The 17,686-nt window shown below is 67.0% G+C and carries 12 protein-coding genes; 7 read left to right on the forward strand and 5 right to left on the reverse strand.

From position 1 onward, the window contains the following. The first annotated feature begins 243 nt into the window (after window positions 1-243). The 5 genes from xdhA (at window position 244) to ACZIYR_RS10070 (ending at window position 8,228) form a co-directional block, all read left to right on the forward strand. On the forward strand, window positions 244-1,701 hold the full coding sequence (gene xdhA, locus ACZIYR_RS10050; RefSeq protein ID WP_483526591.1) for a xanthine dehydrogenase small subunit: 1,458 nt from the start codon (window positions 244-246) through the stop codon (window positions 1,699-1,701). Next, on the forward strand, window positions 1,685-4,168 hold the full coding sequence (xdhB, locus tag ACZIYR_RS10055; protein ID WP_483526592.1) for a xanthine dehydrogenase molybdopterin binding subunit: 2,484 nt from the start codon (window positions 1,685-1,687) through the stop codon (window positions 4,166-4,168). Before xdhA ends, xdhB begins: the two co-directional genes overlap by 17 nt. After that, window positions 4,168-5,070: a xanthine dehydrogenase accessory protein XdhC gene (xdhC, locus tag ACZIYR_RS10060; protein ID WP_483526593.1), complete on the forward strand. Its 903-nt coding sequence runs from the start codon at window positions 4,168-4,170 to the stop codon at window positions 5,068-5,070. The genes xdhB and xdhC overlap by 1 nt, the downstream gene beginning before the upstream one ends. 143 nt (window positions 5,071-5,213) lie before the next feature. Further along, a complete protein-coding gene (gene guaD / locus ACZIYR_RS10065; protein WP_483526594.1) occupies window positions 5,214-6,530 on the forward strand; it encodes a guanine deaminase in 1,317 nt (438 codons plus the stop codon). A 342-nt stretch (window positions 6,531-6,872) separates the two neighbouring features. Beyond that, complete coding sequence (locus ACZIYR_RS10070) at window positions 6,873-8,228, forward strand: NCS2 family permease (protein WP_483526595.1); 1,356 nt, start codon at window positions 6,873-6,875, stop codon at window positions 8,226-8,228. A 44-nt stretch (window positions 8,229-8,272) separates the two neighbouring features. On the opposite strand, the gene ACZIYR_RS10075 is transcribed toward ACZIYR_RS10070, so the two are convergent. After that, complete coding sequence (locus tag ACZIYR_RS10075; protein WP_473033625.1) at window positions 8,273-8,869, reverse strand: protein-methionine-sulfoxide reductase heme-binding subunit MsrQ; 597 nt, start codon at window positions 8,867-8,869, stop codon at window positions 8,273-8,275. A 36-nt stretch (window positions 8,870-8,905) separates the two neighbouring features. Beyond that, a complete protein-coding gene (gene msrP / locus ACZIYR_RS10080) occupies window positions 8,906-9,871 on the reverse strand; it encodes a protein-methionine-sulfoxide reductase catalytic subunit MsrP (protein ID WP_483526596.1) in 966 nt (321 codons plus the stop codon). 225 nt (window positions 9,872-10,096) lie between these two features. Between msrP and ACZIYR_RS10085 the strand changes: the two genes are divergently transcribed. Continuing rightward, window positions 10,097-11,101, forward strand: coding sequence for a cytochrome-c peroxidase (locus tag ACZIYR_RS10085; protein ID WP_473033627.1), 1,005 nt, complete (start codon window positions 10,097-10,099; stop codon window positions 11,099-11,101). A 109-nt stretch (window positions 11,102-11,210) separates the two neighbouring features. After that, complete coding sequence (locus ACZIYR_RS10090; RefSeq protein WP_483526597.1) at window positions 11,211-13,034, forward strand: methyl-accepting chemotaxis protein; 1,824 nt, start codon at window positions 11,211-11,213, stop codon at window positions 13,032-13,034. Window positions 13,035-13,116: 82 nt separating this feature from the next. On the opposite strand, the gene ACZIYR_RS10095 is transcribed toward ACZIYR_RS10090, so the two are convergent. From ACZIYR_RS10095 to cydD, 3 genes are all read right to left on the reverse strand, one after another. Then, window positions 13,117-14,112, reverse strand: a complete 996-nt coding sequence (locus ACZIYR_RS10095) for an adenosine deaminase (protein ID WP_483526598.1) — start codon at window positions 14,110-14,112, stop codon at window positions 13,117-13,119. A gap of 167 nt (window positions 14,113-14,279) precedes the next feature. Continuing rightward, complete coding sequence (gene cydC / locus ACZIYR_RS10100; protein WP_483526599.1) at window positions 14,280-16,007, reverse strand: thiol reductant ABC exporter subunit CydC; 1,728 nt, start codon at window positions 16,005-16,007, stop codon at window positions 14,280-14,282. After that, a complete protein-coding gene (gene cydD / locus ACZIYR_RS10105; protein WP_483526600.1) occupies window positions 15,991-17,685 on the reverse strand; it encodes a thiol reductant ABC exporter subunit CydD in 1,695 nt (564 codons plus the stop codon). Before cydD ends, cydC begins: the two co-directional genes overlap by 17 nt. Between the last annotated feature and the right edge of the window lies 1 nt (window position 17,686).

The raw sequence follows: 17,686 nt of genomic DNA on the forward strand, positions 1-17,686 counted from the left end.
TAAGTTTCGGAATGCAAAGAGTGCCCCAGCCCGCTTCGGCCTGCAAATCCTCCCATAGCCTCCTTGGCACCGCGCTGCCGGCGACATTCCCCGAGGATCAGCGGATTTTGTCGGAATCGACCGGCTGCGACTTGCAAAGCGCGACAATCTGTCCCATGCTGAAAGCATCCTGACCACATGGTCAACAAGCTGACAGCTTGCGCGATCCCCTAACAACATCAACAGCCAACTCGAGACACGGCGATGATCAACTTCAAGCTCAACGGGCAGCCGCAGCAATGCAGCGTCACGCCCGACACCAGCGTGTTGGAGCTGCTGCGCGATACCCTCGGCAGCACCGGCACCAAGGAGGGCTGCGCCTCAGGCGACTGCGGTGCCTGTACCGTGGCTATCGGTGAACCGGGTCCTGACGGTCAGCTGCACTATCACAGCGCCAATGCCTGTATCACCCCTGCCCACCAGCTCAACGGCCGCCATTTGGTCACGGTGGACGGACTGGCCCAAGGCGAGGCCCTCCACCCGGCCCAGGCGGCCATGGTCGAGTGCCACGCCAGCCAGTGCGGCTTCTGCACGCCGGGGATCGTGATGTCGCTGTTCACCCTTCACGAGGAGCAGCGACATCGCCCGGCGCCGCTGACTCCCGAGCGCCTGGAAGCCGCGCTGGGCGGCAACCTGTGCCGGTGCACCGGCTATCGGCCGATCCGCGATGCCGCACTCTCCATGAGCGACCATCCCCATCAGCGCCCCGACTGGTTGGATCTGGCGACCGACGCCACCGCCCCCAAGGCAACCGACGACAACGACACCGCCTTTGCGCAGCCCGCCACCCTGGCCGAGCTGGTTGAGGACCGCCGTCGCTACCCCGATGCCCCGCTGGTGGCCGGCGGCACCGATCTTTGGCTGGAGGTGACGCAACGACTGAAGCGCTTCGCACATCTCATCGATACCACCCGCGTTGCCGAACTCAACGCCATTGACGAGGCGACCCTGGAAGACGGCCGCCAGGGCTGGTGGGTCGGCGCTGCCGTGACCTATACCCGCCTCGAGCCCCTGCTGGCGCAACACCTCGAGCCTTTCGCCCACCTGCTGCATCGCCTGGGCTCGGCTCAGGTGCGCAACCGCGGCACGCTGGGCGGCAATATCGCCAACGCCTCGCCGATCGGCGACACCCCGCCGGTACTGTTGGCGCTGGGCTCGCGGCTGCGGCTAGCCGGCCCCGCGGGCGAGCGCGAGATCCCCCTGGAGGACTTCTTCCTCGACTACAAGCGGACCGCCCTGGGCGAAGGTGAAGTCATCCGCGCCGTGTTTCTGCCGCGGCTCGAAGAGGGACAAACCCTCAAGGTGTGGAAGCTGTCCAAGCGTAGAGAGGATGATATTTCGGCGGTACTCGGCGCCTTCAGCTGGAAGCGCGAGGCCGGCAAGATGCGCGACGTGCGCCTGGCCTTCGGCGGCATGGCCGCGACCCCCAAGCGCGCCGCGAGGGCAGAAGCCGCGCTGGAGGGACAGCCGCCCTCGCCGGCCGCTTTTCAGGCCGCCCGGCTGGCCCTGCAGCAGGACTTCCAGCCGATGTCCGATGTCCGCGGCAGCGCACACTATCGCCAGCTCTCCGCGGCCAACCTGCTGGAACGCCTGCGGCTGGTCATGAATCAGCAAGAAAGCCACTCTCCGGGGGAGGTCATGCTCCATGCGTACGCTCACTAAGCTCGACACAATGGCCGACGCCGACGTCAGCGCTGAATCCGCCAAGGCCCGGCAGGAGCAGGTAGGGCGCATCAAGGGCGACGGCCCCCTGGCCCGCGACACCCTCGCCACCGGGGCAGGCCCCCACGCCCGCGCCCACGAGAGCGCGGTCAAGCATGTCACCGGCCGCGCCGCCTACATCGATGACCTCAAGGCGCCGGCGGATACCCTCTACGTCGCCCTGGGACTTTCGCCGGTGGCCCACGGCCGGCTCAAGGGGCTAGACCTCGACCGGGTACGGGCACTGCCCGGCGTGGTCGACGTCATCGCCATCGGCGAGGTGCCGGGCCACACGGATATCGGCCCGGTGTTCCCCGGCGATCCTATCTTCGTCGAGGACGAGATCAGCTACGCCGGTCAGGTGCTCTTCGCCGTGGCCGCCGAGAGCCAGCGCGCCGCCCGCGAGGCGACCAGCCCCGCCGTGATAGCCGAGATCGCCGAGATCGAGGAGGGCGCTCCCCGCCTGGATCCCGTGGCTGCCGCCGAGCGCGGGGAGTTCGTGCGCCCCACCCATGTGCAGCAGAGCGGCGACTGGGAGCAGGCACTGGCCGGTGCCGCCCATGTGGTCGAGTCCGAGCAGTTCGTCGGCGGCCAGGAGCACTTCTATCTGGAGGGCCAGGCCTGCCTGGTGCTGCCCAGCGAGGACGAAGGCGTCACGGTCTACACCTCCAACCAGCACCCTAGCGAGACTCAGAAATTGGTCGCCGAGGTGCTGGGTATCCCCTTCCACGCGGTGACCGTAGAAGTGCGCCGCATGGGCGGCGGCTTCGGCGGCAAGGAGACCCAGGCGTCGCCATGGGCGTGCATGGCCGCGCTGATCGCCCGCCGCACCGGACGCGGCGCCCGCGTCTGCCTGCCCCGCGCCGACGACATGCGCGTCACCGGCAAGCGCCACCCGTTCCACAACCGCTACCGCCTCGGGGTCGATGAACAAGGCGTGATCCAGGGCGGCGAGATCACCGTGATCGGCGACTGCGGCTACTCGCCGGACCTCTCGGATGCCATCGTCGACCGCGCCATGTTCCATAGCGACAACGCCTACTCGCTGGGCGAGGCGCGAGTCACCGGCCATCGCGCCCGCACCCATACGGCCTCCAACACCGCCTTCCGCGGCTTCGGCGGCCCCCAGGGGATGATGGTGATCGAAGCGGCGATGGACGACATCGCCCGACGCATCGGCGAGGACCCGCTGACGGTGCGTAAGCGCAACTTCTATCGCGCCGGCCGCCAGACCACCCATTATGGCCAGCAGGTGGATCAGATCGGCCTGCTGCATGAGCTCGTCGAGCGACTCGAGAGCAGCAGCGACTACTGGGCTCGTCGCCAGGCCATCACCGAGTTCAATGCGGGCAGCCCGATCGTCAAGCGCGGCCTGGCGCTGACGCCGGTGAAATTCGGCATCTCCTTCACCGCCAAGCACCTCAACCAGGCCGGCGCGCTGCTCCACGTCTACACCGACGGCAGCGTGATGATCAACCACGGCGGCACCGAGATGGGCCAGGGGCTGCACACCAAGATCTGTCAGGTGGTGGCCCGCGAGCTGGGGCTTGACGTCGACGAGGTACGCATCACCGCCACGCGCACCGACAAGGTGCCCAACACCTCGCCCACCGCGGCCTCGAGCGGTGCCGACCTCAACGGTCAGGCCGCCCGGGACGCCTGCGTGAAGCTCAAGCAGCGGCTGTTCGACTTCGCCCATACCCATCTGTACAAGGATCAGGGGCTCGACCGCGAGGCGATGCGCCTGGAAGCCGGTCACCTGGTGGCGGGCCACGGCGAGAGCGAGCGGCGCATTCCCTGGGGCGAACTGGTCCAGGAAGCCTATCTCAATCGCATCTCGCTCTCCGAGAAGGGGTTCTACGCCACCCCACTGATCCACTACGACCGCAACGTCGGTCAAGGTCGTCCCTTCTACTACTACGCCTTCGGCGCCGCGGCGGCGGAGGTCAGCGTCGACACCCTCACCGGCGAGTACCAGGTCGAGCGAGTCGATATTCTCCACGACGTGGGCGATTCGCTGAATCCGGCCATCGATATCGGCCAGGTGGAGGGGGGCTTCATCCAGGGCATGGGCTGGCTGACCAGCGAGGAGCTGAAGTGGAACGAGGCCGGCCGGCTGATCTCCGACGGCCCGGCCACCTACAAGATCCCGACCTATGGCGATCTGCCGCCCGTGTTCAACGTTGCCCTGATGGAGGGTCACCCTAACTCCATGGCGAGCATCTACCGCTCCAAGGCGGTAGGCGAACCCCCTTTCATGCTCGGCATGGCAGTGTGGTCAGCGCTGCGCGATGCCCTGGCCAGCCTGGCCGACTATGCCGAGGCGCCGAGGCTCGACACCCCGGCGACGCCGGAGCGCGTCTTGCTCGCCGCCGAGGCGCTGCGCGCCAAGTACCACCCCTGGCCGCTGGAACAGGGGGACGCCTGATGGCTCCCGCGCACGACCCGGCCCGGCGCCCGGAGAGCTGGCACACCGCGCTGCACCGCCTGCAGCGCGACGGGCTGCCCCACGCCCTGGTCACCCAGGTGACCAGCGCTGGTTCCACGCCCCGGGAACCCGGGGCGCGGATGGTGATCACCGAGCATGCGGTCTTCGACACCCTGGGCGGTGGCACCTTCGAGTGGCAGGCCATCGCGCTGGCCCGCGGGCGCCTGGATCGAGGGGAAGGCGGCATGAGCCTGGAGGCCTTTCCCCTGGGCGGGCGCAGCGGCCAGTGCTGCGGCGGCTTCGTCAACCTGCTGATCGAGGTCTTCCCCGGCAGCGCCTCGACCCTGGCGATCTTCGGCGCCGGGCACGTCGGCACCGAGCTAGTGCGCCTGGCCGCCCCGCTGCCCTGGCGGGTGCTGTGGCACGACAGTCGCGACGACGCCTTCCCGGAGTGGGCCGCCCAGCAGCCCCGGCTCGAGTGCCGGCCAAGCCCCGATCCCGAGGCTGCCGTGGCGGCACTGCCAGCGGGCAGCCATGCCCTCGTGCTGACCCACGACCACGCCGAGGATCGCGCCCTGGTCGACGCCCTGCTCAGGCGGGGCGATATGGCCTCCATCGGCCTGATCGGCTCGAAGAGCAAGTGGGCCAGCTTCCGGTCGCGGCTCACCGACGCCGGCCATGACGAGGCGGCCCTGGCTCAGGTGCGCTGCCCCATCGGCACGGCTTGCGGAGGTACCGGCGGCGACAAGACGCCCTACGCCATTGCACTGGCCACCCTGGCCGAGCTGCTGCCGCTGATGGGTCACGCCGAGCGCCCCGATCAGCGTGGTCTCGACCCGGCTGACCTGCGCGCCCTGTTCAACGCATCAACGCAGAAGGCGAGTCGAAGCGGACTCTCCTGAGGAGCGCCGGGGGCTGGCCGAAGAGGAGGTCATTCTTCATGGATGAAGAATGTAGCGTCCAGGGAAGGATTCACAGCGCCTCCTCGCAAGCCTGCCGCCGGAACAGCTCCGATAACGGCTGACACGAAAGAGCTTCTGACACCATGACAACGAACGACTCGCGCGTGATACGCGCCGAACTGCTGAGCTTCGACGCCGACCCCGGCGAGCAGGACACTCCCGCCGAGGGCAGCGTTCGCCACATCGTGGACGGCATCCTATGGATAGAGAACGGACGCATCCGCGCCATCGATGACTACGCCAGACTGGCCGCCGAGCTGCCCGCCGGGATCGAGATCATCGACCATCGAGACAAGCTGATCACGCCCGGCTTTATCGACAGCCACGTGCACTATGTACAGCTCGAGATCATGGCTTCCTACGGGCGCCAGCTGCTCGACTGGCTCAACGACTACACCTTTCCGGAAGAGTGTCGGTTCGCGCAGCGCGAGCATGCCGAGGCCCTCTCCAACGCCTTTCTCGACGAGATGCTGCGGGTCGGTACCACCACCGCCCAGGTGTTCTGCTCCAGCCACCCGGCGTCGGTGGATGCCTTCTTCACGGCCAGCCGGCGTCGCGACCTGCGCATGCTGGCCGGCAAGGTGCTGATGGATCGTCACGCCCCTGAGGCACTGACCGACGACACTCAGGGTGGCATCCGCGACAGCGAACGGCTGATCGGCGACTGGCACGGCAAGAACCGCCTCGGCTACAGCCTGACGCCGCGCTTCGCGCCGACCTCCACCCGCGAGCAGCTCGACGCCACCGGCGGGCTGCTGCGCAACGACCCGAGCCTGTGGCTTCAGACTCACCTGGCCGAGAATACCGGAGAATTGGACTGGGTCGCCGAGCTCTTTCCCGGTAGCCGCGACTATCTTGAGGTCTACGAGCAGTCCGGTCTGGTGGGGCCGCGAAGCACCTTCGCCCACGGCATCCATCTCGACCAGGAGATGCGCGGACGGCTCGCCGCGCGCGGCGCCAATCTGGCGTTCTGTCCCAGCTCCAATATGTTCCTCGGCAGCGGGCTCTTCGATCGCCTGGCCGCTCGCGACGCCGGACTGCAGATCACCTACGCCAGCGACGTAGGCGGCGGTACGGATCTTTCGGGGCTTGCCACCCTCAAGGCGGCCTACCAGGTAGGCCAGCTGCGGGGCCAGCCGCTGACCGCCTGGCAGGGCTTCTACGGGCTCACCCTGGGCAACGCCAGGGCGCTCTCTCTCGACGACCGCATCGGTCGACTCGCCCCGGGCATGGAGGCCGACTTCGTGGTGCTCGACCCCGCCGCCACCCCGCTGCTGGCGCGACGTTCGGCGCGGTGTCGGGGCCTATCCGAGCAGCTGTTCGCCCTGATGATGCTGGGGGATGATCGCACCGTGGCCGAGACCTGGGCCGGCGGCAGGCGACAGCATCGTCGCGACTAGGTCTCTCGAATGGTGTCTATGCAACGGCGATGGCCTCTCGGTCATCGCCGTATTGTTACGCGCCGGGACGTTACCTACCGGTGCTCTTTCAGCCTCATCTCCGTCAAGCACCAGGCGCCAATTCCCATGACAACCTAGGGATATTTTGCCTCTACCACTATGGTCGAAACAGCACTGTCCAATCGGTCAATAATTGTCTAGGCTGTACTCCGAGCAATGCTGACCGAATGGTCAGACAGTGAGCTGTTAACCCACGCTGGACCGACAAGACCGCATTTACTCTGCGGGACAACCTCAAGGCCTCATTCCATCCCGACCTCCAACAACAATGGATCAGCTGCTATGGAACCGACCTCCACTTCTCTTGACGACAATACCGATGCGCCAACCCGCTGGATCGACCGCTACTTCGGGGTGACACGCCGCGGCTCATCGCTGCGTACCGAAGTCCTGGCAGGCATCGCCACCTTCCTGGCCTCGATGTATATCATCGTGGTCAACCCGGCGATTCTCTCCGATGCCGGCATCCCCTTCTCCGCCGCGCTGTCGGCCACCGTGCTGATCAGCTTCATGAGCAGCCTGGCCATGGGGCTGTATGCCAGAAACCCGATCCTGGTGGCCCCCGGCATGGGCATGAACGCCCTGTTCACCTACACCCTGGTGCAGGGAGCCGGGCTCTCCTGGGAGGTGGCGCTGGGCTGTGTGTTCTGGTCCGGCGTGCTGTTCGCTACGCTGGCCGCCTTCAACGTGCGCAAGGCCATCATCGAGGCCATTCCCGCCTCGCTGCGCTATGCCATTACCTGCGGGATCGGCCTGTTTATCACCTTCATCGGGTTCAAGAATGCGGGCTTCATCGTCGGCAGCGACGCCACCCTGGTAACGCTGGGCAACATGGACCCGGCCTTGATCACCTTTTTCGTCGGCATGATGGCCACGGCGATCATGGTCATCATGCGTCTCAATGGCGCCCTGATCCTGGGGATCGCCCTGACCACGCTGCTGGCCACGCCGATGGGGCGCCTGTGGGGCGGTGACGTGGTAGTAGAATGGAGTGGCCTGGCTGCCTGGCCCGACTTTAGCGCCGTCATGCAGGTGGACATCTGGGGCGCGCTTAAGGTCGCTTATCTGCCGTTCATCTTCGTGATGCTGTTCACCAATTTCTTCGACGCACTCTCCTGCTTCATGGCGCTGTCGGAGTCCGCCGACCTGAAGGACAAGGACGGCAATCCCCGCAACCTCAAGCGCTCCATGACCGTGGACGCCTTCGCCTCCATGATCGCCGCGCCGCTGGGCACCAGCGCGGCTCAGACCTTTATCGAATCGGGCGCCGGTGTCGCCCAGGGCGGGCGTACCGGCCTGGTGGCCGTGGTTATCGCCTGCCTGTTCCTGCCCTTCCTGTTCCTTTCGCCGCTGCTCTCGCTGGTGCCGGGAATCGCCACGGCGCCGGCGCTGGTGCTGGTGGGGCTGTTCATGCTGGCGCCGATCAGCAAGATCGAGTGGTCGCGCTTCGAGCAGGCCTTCCCCGCCTTCTTGGCGATCATCCTGATGCCGCTGACCTACTCGATCACCCTGGGGATCGCCTTCGGCTTCCTCAGCTTCGTGCTGATCAAGGTCTTCACCGGGCGTATCGAGGCGATCAAGCCCGCCATGTGGATCTCGGCGGCCCTCAGCGTGGTGATGCTGGTGACCACCCAGTAATGACAGGCGACAGTAGGCCCGGGGCCGGCTGAAGGCCGGCCCCTTTACTGACGATGGATGATGGCATCCACGAGACGAAACGCCACCAGCGCGGCCAATACCCCGAGATAGAGGCTCGGCACCAGATAGTCGGCGCGGGTCAGGATCCATAGGTGGGTGACGCCAAGGCCCGCCGAGACATACACCAGTCGATGCAGCCAGTGCCAGGCGCGGTTGCCCATGGCCACCCGGACGCGCTGGAAGGAGGTCACGGCCAGCGGAACCAGCAGCGCAAGCGCCGCCACCCCGTAGCGCACATACTCCAGCTCAATCATCTCCCGACGAATCCAGGGCCAGTCCCAGTACTGGTCGAGCCCCATCCAGCTCAGCATGTGCGCCACCAGCCAGAAGAAGGCCCAGAGGCCGATCTGGCGGCGGGCGATCATGAAACCGACCCAGCCGGTCAGGCGAAAGGCGGGACTGAACCCGATGGTCACCAGCAGCAGGATCAAGCCGGTATTGCCGGTGTAATGCACCACGGCCTCACCGGGCACCGCCCCCAGGTCGCCGTAGCACCACTGCCAGATCAGCCACACGGCCGGGGCGCTGCAACCCACCAGTACCAGCAGGCGAAAGGCATTGATCGCGATACGTGGGCTCATCCTGCCGGCACTCCTTTAGCGTTCCTTGCGTTTCGTTCAGTAATGACGCTGCAGGTCCATGCCGGAATAGAGATGGGCGACCTCGTCGGCATAGCCGTTGAACATCAGCGTCTCACGGCGGCCGCTCTCGCCGATGCGTCGCTCCCGGGCCTGGGACCAGCGCGGATGATCCACCTCGGGATTGACGTTAGCATAGAACCCGTACTCCTCCGGGCTGCGCTCCTCCCAGGAGCTGAGCGGTCGCTCCTCTACCAGCGCGATCCGCACCACCGACTTAATGCTCTTGAACCCGTATTTCCAGGGCACCACCAGGCGGATCGGCGCACCGCTCTGATTGGGCAAGGTTTCCCCGTAGAGTCCCACCGCCATCAGCGTCAGTGGATGCATCGCCTCGTCGATACGCAGCACTTCGCGATAGGGCCAGTCGAGCACGCCCCGTCGCTGACCGCGAAGGTTGTCGGGGTCATGGATCGACTCGAATACCACATATTTCGCCCGGGAGGTCGGCTCGTGGCGCTTCAACAGCTCCGCCAGCGGAAAGCCGATCCAGGGCACGACCTTCGACCAGGCTTCCACACAGCGCAGGCGATAGATACGCTCCTCCAGATCCTGCCCCTTGAGGACGTCTTCAAGGGCGAATGTGCCCGCCTTGTCCACCTCCCCTTCGATGGTCAACGACCAGGGGTCGGTCACCAGGGTATGGCCATAGATCTCCGGGTCACGCTTGCCGGTGCCAAATTCATAGAAATTGTTGTAGGTGGTGATGTCACGCAGCGACGTCAATGACTCGCCGCCGGCCAGCTCCCGGCTCGGCAGATCGCCGCCTAGCTTGTCATCGAGCACGCCCGGCCAGGCCCTGGCGCTGGGCGACCAGAGCAGACCCGGCACAGCCGCCGCCATGCCGAGCGCCACCCCCTGGCGCAGGAAGCGGCGTCGCGTCTCGAACAGCGCCCTGGGGGTCACTTCCGATTCGGCAATTTGCGGATAGCGATAGCGCGGCATGTCAACGGCCTCCTCGAACCCAAGCCAGCAGGACGGATAGCCTTGCCATTCTGTACAAGACCTGTCCATCTCTATCGTTCAGTATCCTCATATAACTTGACCCAGCGCAAGATCGGGTCTATTCCGACTTTGGCACTTGGTTGATATGTCTCAAGGATAAGGAATAACCTGATTCCGCGATAACGAATATAGACCGTAACGCATCGCCTACCAGGGAGAACCGCCATGACCTATAACGCTCTTACACGGCCCGCCCGACTCGCCGCCGCGGTGTCGCTTGGCGCTGCACTTGCCTTCTCCGGAAGCGTGGTTGCCGACGACGGCCTGGGGGAGTACCGCGACCGCTTCGAGCCGCTGCCGCACTTCCCGCCGATCCCGGCCGACAACTCCCTGACCCCGGAAAAGGTCGAGCTCGGCAACATGCTGTTCTTCGAGCCGCGCATCTCCTCCAGCGGCGTGATCAGCTGCGCCACCTGCCACAACCCGGCGCTGGGCTGGGCCGACCGCATTCCACGCGCCACCGGTCATGACGGTCAGGTTGGCGAGCGTAATACCCCGACCGTGCTCAACTCCGGCTTCCTCGGCGCCCAGTTCTGGGACGGTCGCGAGCCCGACCTGGAAGGCCAGGCGCTGGGCCCCATCGAGGCCGATATCGAAATGGCCATGGATCTGGACATGGCGCTGGAGCGCCTGGAAGAGTTCGATCTCTACCAGCAGAAGTTTGCCGCCGCCTACCCGGGCGACGACAGCCCGATCAACGCCGACAACCTGGCCAAGGCGCTGGCCAGCTTCCAGCGCACCCTGAACACCCCCAACTCGCCCTTCGACCGCTACCTGCGCGGTGACATTGAAGCGCTCGACGAGCAGGAAAAGCGCGGCATGGTGGCCTTCGTCGACAACGGCTGCATCGCCTGTCATAGCGGACCGGCGATGACCGACAGCAACTTCTGGGCGATTCAGGTGCCCGGCTCCACCGACGTGGGCCGCTACGAGGTCACCGGCGATGAAGACGACATGTACAAGTTCCGCACGCCGACCCTGCGCAACGTGGGCGTGACCTACCCGTACATGAACAACGGCGCCACCGAGACCCTCGAAGAGGCCGTAGCCATCATGGGTACCGAGATGCTCGGCCGCGACTTCGAAGATGACACCATCGCCGACATCACCGCCTTCCTGCACACCCTGACCGGCGAGATGCCAGACTTCCAGGTACCGGCTCTGCCGTAAGGGAGACGCGGGCATAACACCCGGTCATCACGCTTCACGACGCCCCCCTCCCCCGGCCCGGCCGGGGGTTTTTTTCATTGGCCACCAATAACAACGGAATCACCTGCACATGACGCCCAGCGAAACACACCGCAAGCCCGTTGCCTCCTCACCCATTGCCGCCAGCCTCAAACGACTTTTCAGCCTAAACCTGCAGAACAAGATCCTGCTGCTGGTGCTGGTACCGCTGATCATCTCTTCTTCCTGCCTGCTGCTCCTCGAAGCCAGGGAGCGGATCGCCGACAATCGCGCCCAGCTCGATCAACAGCGCGAGCTGATGCTGGCCTCCCGCCAGCGCGGGGTCGAAAGCATCGTCGAGCTGGCCCAGTCGATGGTGCAGCAGATCGCCCAGAGCACCGACAGCGAGCGAGAGGCCCAAGCGGCCGCCAGCAGCCTGCTGAGGGAGATGCGCTTCGAGGGCGACAACTATGTGTTCGTCTTCGACTACGACGGCACCATGCTGGTGCAGCCCGCCGTGCCCGATCAGGAAGGCACCGCGATGCTCAACGCCACGGATGCTGACGGCAAACCGCTGATCCGCGATATGATCGAGATCGCCCAGCAGGGTGGCGGTGACTACCATTACGCCTGGCCCAACCCGAGTACTGGCGACGTCGAGCCAAAGTATTCCTATGCCGCCGCCTTTCCCGAGTGGAACTGGGTCATCGGTGCCGGCGTCTATGCCACCGACGTGGATGCCGCCATGGCCCAGATCGAATCCAGCGCTTGGGATAACTTGGTGGCGTCGCTGGTCCGGTTGTTCTTCATCGCCTCAGCGGTCAACCTGACCATCACCTTTCTCGCCATCTGGCTCACCCGCCGCACCGTGCGCCAGATCCGCCAGACGGCCAGCACGATGAAGGAGATCGCCCAGGAAGTCGCAGACGGCAGGGGCGATCTGACCCGTCGACTGACGGTCTCGAGCCGTGACGAGATCGGCGAGTTGGCCACCCAGTTCAACGGCTTCCTGGCCCGCATCCAGGCCACCCTGCTGGATGTGCGCAACGGCGCCCACAGCGTCTATCAAGCGTCAAACGGCATCGCCCAGAGCAGCGAGGAGCTGGCCTCACGCACCGACCAGGCGGCCGCTAACCTGCAGCAGACTTCATCGGCCATGGAGCAGATCACCTCCACGGTGGAGAATAACGCCGGCCATGCCTCTCAAGCCGACCAGCTGGTGCAGTCCAGCGCCGAAGTGGCTCGCGAAGGGCAGTCGGCCATGCAGCAGGTCGAGACAACCATGGGCGACATCAACCAGTCGTCGGCACAGATCGGCGAGATCGTCTCGATGATCGACTCCATCGCCTTTCAGACCAACATCCTGGCCCTCAATGCCTCCGTGGAGGCCGCCAGGGCCGGCGAGCATGGGCGAGGCTTCGCCGTCGTGGCCCAGGAAGTGCGCACCTTGGCCCAGCGCTCCGCCGATGCTTCCGGTGAGATTCGCGAGCTGATTGGCAAATCGGTGGCCCACTCTCAGCACGGTTCAACCATCGTGCAAGCGGCCGGCGAGACCATGCGGCAGATCGTGGCGCGTGTCACCGAGGTCACCGACGTGATCGCCGAGATCAGCGCCGGCTCCCAGGAGCAGAGCGCGGGCATCCGCGAGGTCAACACCGCCGTCAACCAGATGGATACCATGACTCAGCAGAACGCCGCCATGGTAGAACACAACTCCAACACGGCCGCCGAGATGCGCCGTCAGGCGGAACGCCTCAGCCAGCTGATCGACGGCTTCCAGCTGGGCGACGCCCCACCGCCGGCGGACTCCACCAGCGCCCCGGCAGCTCCCAGCCTGTCCGCGCCCGGGGTCGAGCGTGCCCGGCCACTGGCCGCCCGCTACGAGCGGGAGCGTCCTGCCGCCCGCCAGACGGAGCCGGAGTGGGAGGCATTCTAAGCGCCTCTACAAGCGCCCAGGGCTACCTGCCACCGCCCCCGGCGATTGCCGGGGGCAGCGCACGGCGGCTGGGCGTGCAACCTCAGACGCTCTCGGCGAGCCGGCGGTGCAGGGCCAGGCGCCGCTCCTGGCTCATGAAGGCGGCCTCGATGGCGGTGCCGGCGAGTTCGACGAAGACCTCCTTCGACCAGCCGAAGGCCTGTTCGCAGGCCAGGAAGTTGGCCAGCATGCCGCCGCCGAAGTAGGCCGGATCATCGGAGTTGAGGGTCAGGCGCAGCCCGGCGTCGAGCAGCCTCGGCAGAGGGTGATCCTCGATGCGCTCCACGACCTTCAGCCGCACATTGGAGAGCGGACAAACGGTCAGCACCACGCCCTCATCGCCTAGCCTCGCGACCAGCGAGGGATCTTCCAGGCAGCGTACCCCGTGGTCGATGCGACACACATCAAGCAGGTCCAGCGCCTCGCGTATGTACTCGGGCGGGCCCTCCTCCCCCGCATGGGCCACCCTTGGGATGCCCAGCAGCCGGGCACGCTGGAACACATCGCGAAACTTCGACGGCGGATGCCCCCGCTCGGCGCTGTCGAGCCCCACCGCATCGAGCAGCTCCCAGTAGGGGGAGGCAAGCTCCAGCACCTCCATGGCCTCCTCGGCCGGTCGGTCGCGCAGGAAGGCCATGATCAGCGCGGTGGACATCCCAAGCTCCCGCTCGGCCTGGCGACGGGCCAGGCCGAGCCCTTCCATCACCGCCGCGAGTTCGACGCCCCGCACGAGATGCGCCTGGGGATCGAAGTGCAGTTCCACATGCACCACACCCTCCGCGTGGGCGCGGCGAAAGTAGTCCATCGCCAGGTCATGGAAGTCCTCGGCGGTGCGCAGCACGCTCATCCCGCGGTAGTAGAGGTCGAGGAACGACTGCAGGTCCGTGAAGTCGTAGGCGGCGCGGGCCTCTTCGACGGACGCATAGGGCAGTTCGACACCGTTGCGCTCGGCAAGGGCAAACATCAGCTCGGGCTCCAGGGAGCCCTCGATATGCAGGTGAAGCTCGGCCTTGGGCAGGCGCGTCAGGAAGTCACGCATGGCTCGTCTCACTCGTCACGGGTTGTTTTACCCAATCCTGATAGAAACCTCGCCGTTGCGCAAAACCTGAAGGGTAAACCCTACCCCGGGGTAGCGCCCTCTGGCTGCCTCCAGCGCCAGGCGACGCGCCCCACGCCGGCTCTCGGCCTCGATACCATAAGGGAGGCTCAGGTATCGTCCTTGTGTCGCCCCTCGACCAGCGTCAGGGCACGATCGATCCCCGGCGGATCGAAGGCCCCCCCGTTGAGCTGGTGCACCAGGTAGAGCACGCTGCGCCCCTGGAGCCAGGCATCCAGGCGCGCCGCCAGAGTAACGGCCGTGTCGGCATCGAGGCCGGCGAAGGGCTCATCCAGGATCACCATGTCCGGAGCACGCAGATGGAGCCGCGCCAACGCCAGACGCCGGGCCTGGCCACCGGAGAGCTGACTGCCGCCCTCGCCCACCCGGGTCTCGAGCCCCCGGGGCAGCGTGGAGGCCCAGGCGTCTAGCCCTACCCAGGCCAGAGCCGCCCAGAGCTCGGCCTCCTCCGCCTGCGGATAGGCGATACGCAGGTTGGCGGCCAGGCTGTCATCGAGCAGGTCAATGCGCTGGGGAAGCGCCGCCACGCGGCGGCGCAGACTGGCCTCGGACCACTGGGCCGGGGCCACCCCCCCCAGGCGTACCGCGCCCTGCTGGGCCTGAAGCTGGCCCTGCAGCAGCGCCGCCACGCTGGACTTGCCCGCCCCGGAGGCCCCGCAGAGGGCCAGGCGCTCACCGGGCGCGATATGCAGGGTGAGCGCCTGAAGGGCCGGGGTCAGGGCACCGGCGTAGTGCAGGGTCACCCCCTCGAGTTCGGCATCGAGGGCCCCCATGGGCGGCTCCGCCTCCCGTTCGCCAGAGGCGCGGTTGCTGGCCTGGTCCTCCAGTTCATTGAGGCGCCCGGCGGCACCGCGAGTCGCCCCCAACCAGGTAAAGGCCGCCGGCAGCGGGGTGAGGACTTCGCTCATGGCCAGCATGGCGATCGGCATCATCACCATCAGGGGCCCGGAGAGCCGCCCGGCCTCCCAGGCGCCGGCGGCCACCCACAGGGTCAGCAGCATGGCGAGCCCCACCAGCAGGCCGGCCAGGGCGTTGCCCAGCGCCACCAGCGCGCCCAGGCGACGCTGGCCACGATAGAGCCGCGCCTCGATAGCGTGCAGCTCGCGACGGTGGCGGGCCAGGCTGCCATAGGCCTCGAGCTCGGCCATGCCCTGCAGCGCCTCCATCATCCGCCCTCTCAGGGCCTCTAACTCGCCTACCTGAGCGCGACTCTCGGCCATGCCCAGCCGTGCTTGTCCCAGGGTGAGCCACAGCCAACCCAGCAGCAGCAGGGCCCCGCCGGCCAGCCCCGCCGCGAGGGAGAAGAACGCCAGGAAGAGCGCAAGGCCGAGGATCGCCAGCAGGCCAACGCCGGCGGGAGCCAGCAGCCGTAGGTAGAGACTGTCCAGGGTATCGATGTCGGCGGTCAGCCGGTTGAGCCAGTCGCTGGCCCGGCGTCGGGCCAGGGCCTCGCCGTCCAGGCCCGATAGCACGCCGAAGAGACGCCCACGTAGATCGGCCAGCAGCCGCAGCACGGTGTCGTGGTTGTAGAGCCGCTCCAGATAGCGTGCCACGGTGCGACTGACCGCAAAGAAACGGATTCCGCCGCCGGGCACATAGACGTCCAGGCTGGCGGCAACACCCGCCGCCAGCAGCAGGCCGGTGAGCCCGGTGGCGGTGATGAACCAGCCGGAGAGCGCCAGCAGGCCAATGGCCGACAGCAGCGTAAGCGCGATCAGCGCCGCACCGATGACCAGGCGTCGCCGCCGCTGATCCAGCTGCCGGAGCCAGGGCCGCAGCTCCCGGGTCAGGGTATCGTGATCAGCGCGATGCGCCATGGGGCACCTCCTCTAGCCGACCCTCGTCGAGCCGTAGCCGGCGGCTGGCCATGGCGATCAGCGCCGGATGATGGGTGGCAATGACCAGGGTGCGCCCCTGGGCCGCCAGCGCCTCCAGGGCCTGGATCACCCTCGCCTCGGTCTCGATATCCAGACTGGCAGTGGGCTCGTCGAGCAGCACCAGGGGCGCCTCGACCAGAAAGAGCCGGGCCAGGGCCAGGCGCTGTGCCTGCCCCCCGGAGAGGCCGGCACCCCGCTCACCCAAGGGGGTATCGAGCCCCCCGGGCAGGCGTGCCAAGAGTTCGCCGAACCCCGCCCGGCCGAGCGCCTCGACCATGGCCTCGGACGAGGCATCCGGTGCCGCCAGGCGCAGATTGTCGGCCAGACTGCCTTGGATCAGCAGCGGGCGCTGATCCACCCAGGCCAGACGCAGGTCGGGTAGCAGGCGGCGCTGCCCCGCATCGGGACCGACAAAACCGGCCATCAGCTGCAGCAGGGTCGACTTGCCGGCCCCCGAGACACCGGTCAGGACCACCACTTCGCCGCGCTCCAGGGTCAGGTCGCAGGGCGCCAGCACCTGGCCGCGCTCGGGGCGTGTCACACCGGCGCCGACCAGCTGCATCAGGGCGCCAGGCTCGGTGGTCGCCTCGGCCCGGCACCGGCGTACCGGGTCGGGGGGCTCGGCCAGCAAGGCCATCAGGCCGTCGGCGGCCCCGAGGGCAGCGGCCCGGTCGTGGTAGTGCTGCGCCAGGGCGCGCAGCGGCTGGAAGAACTCCGGCGCCAGCAGCAGCACCAGCAGGCCGCTGAAGAGAGTGAGCTCCGGCGAGGGGCCATAGGTGATATACCCAAGCAGTCCGAACCCCACATAGATGGCCACCACGGCGATGGCTACCGAAGCGAAGAACTCCAGCACCGCCGAGGAGAGAAAAGCGACCCTCAGGGTGCGCATGCTGCGCCGCCGATAGTCATCGGCGGCTCCCTGCACCTCGAGGGTCGCCGACCGGGTATGGTCGAAGAGCTGCAGGGTGGAAATAGCCCGTACCCGGTCGATGAAGTGCCCGGAGAGCCGGGCCACCGCTTCGAACTGATCGCGGTTGAGGCGCTCGGCCCCCATGCCCACCAGGGCCATGAACAGCGGAATCAGCGGCGCGGCCAGCAGCAGGAAGAGTGCCGCCAGCCAGTCCAGCCATAGCGCTACCGCCAGCACCAGTGCCGGGCTAAGCACCGACAGCACCAGCTGAGGACGAAAGCGGGCGAAGTAGCCGTCCAGCGCCTCCACCTGCTCCACCAGCTGGCTGGCCAAGCTCGCCGAGTGGCGCCCCGACAGCCAGCCCGGCCCGAGCCTGGCCAACTGGTCGAGCAGCTCGCCTCGCACCCGGGTGCGGATACGCAGGCTGGCCATCTGACCAAGACGCTCCTGAGCATAGAGGGCGAAGGCCCGCACCAGCAGCAACAGCGCCATCGCGCCAAGCGCCGGCAGGAGTTCGCCCAGCACCGCCCCATCGACCAGCAGGGCACTGACACTCCAGGCCAGCAGGCCGAGCTGACCGACCGTGGCCAGGGTGGCCACGACGCCGGCGGCCACGGCCAGGCCAAGAGAACGACGCTCTCGGGCCGCCAGATGAACAAGCCAGCGGCGGGCATCGCGCCCGCCGCCGGTGGTTTCAGGCGTGGTCATG

Source organism: Billgrantia sp. NRB1, assembly GCF_056921725.1.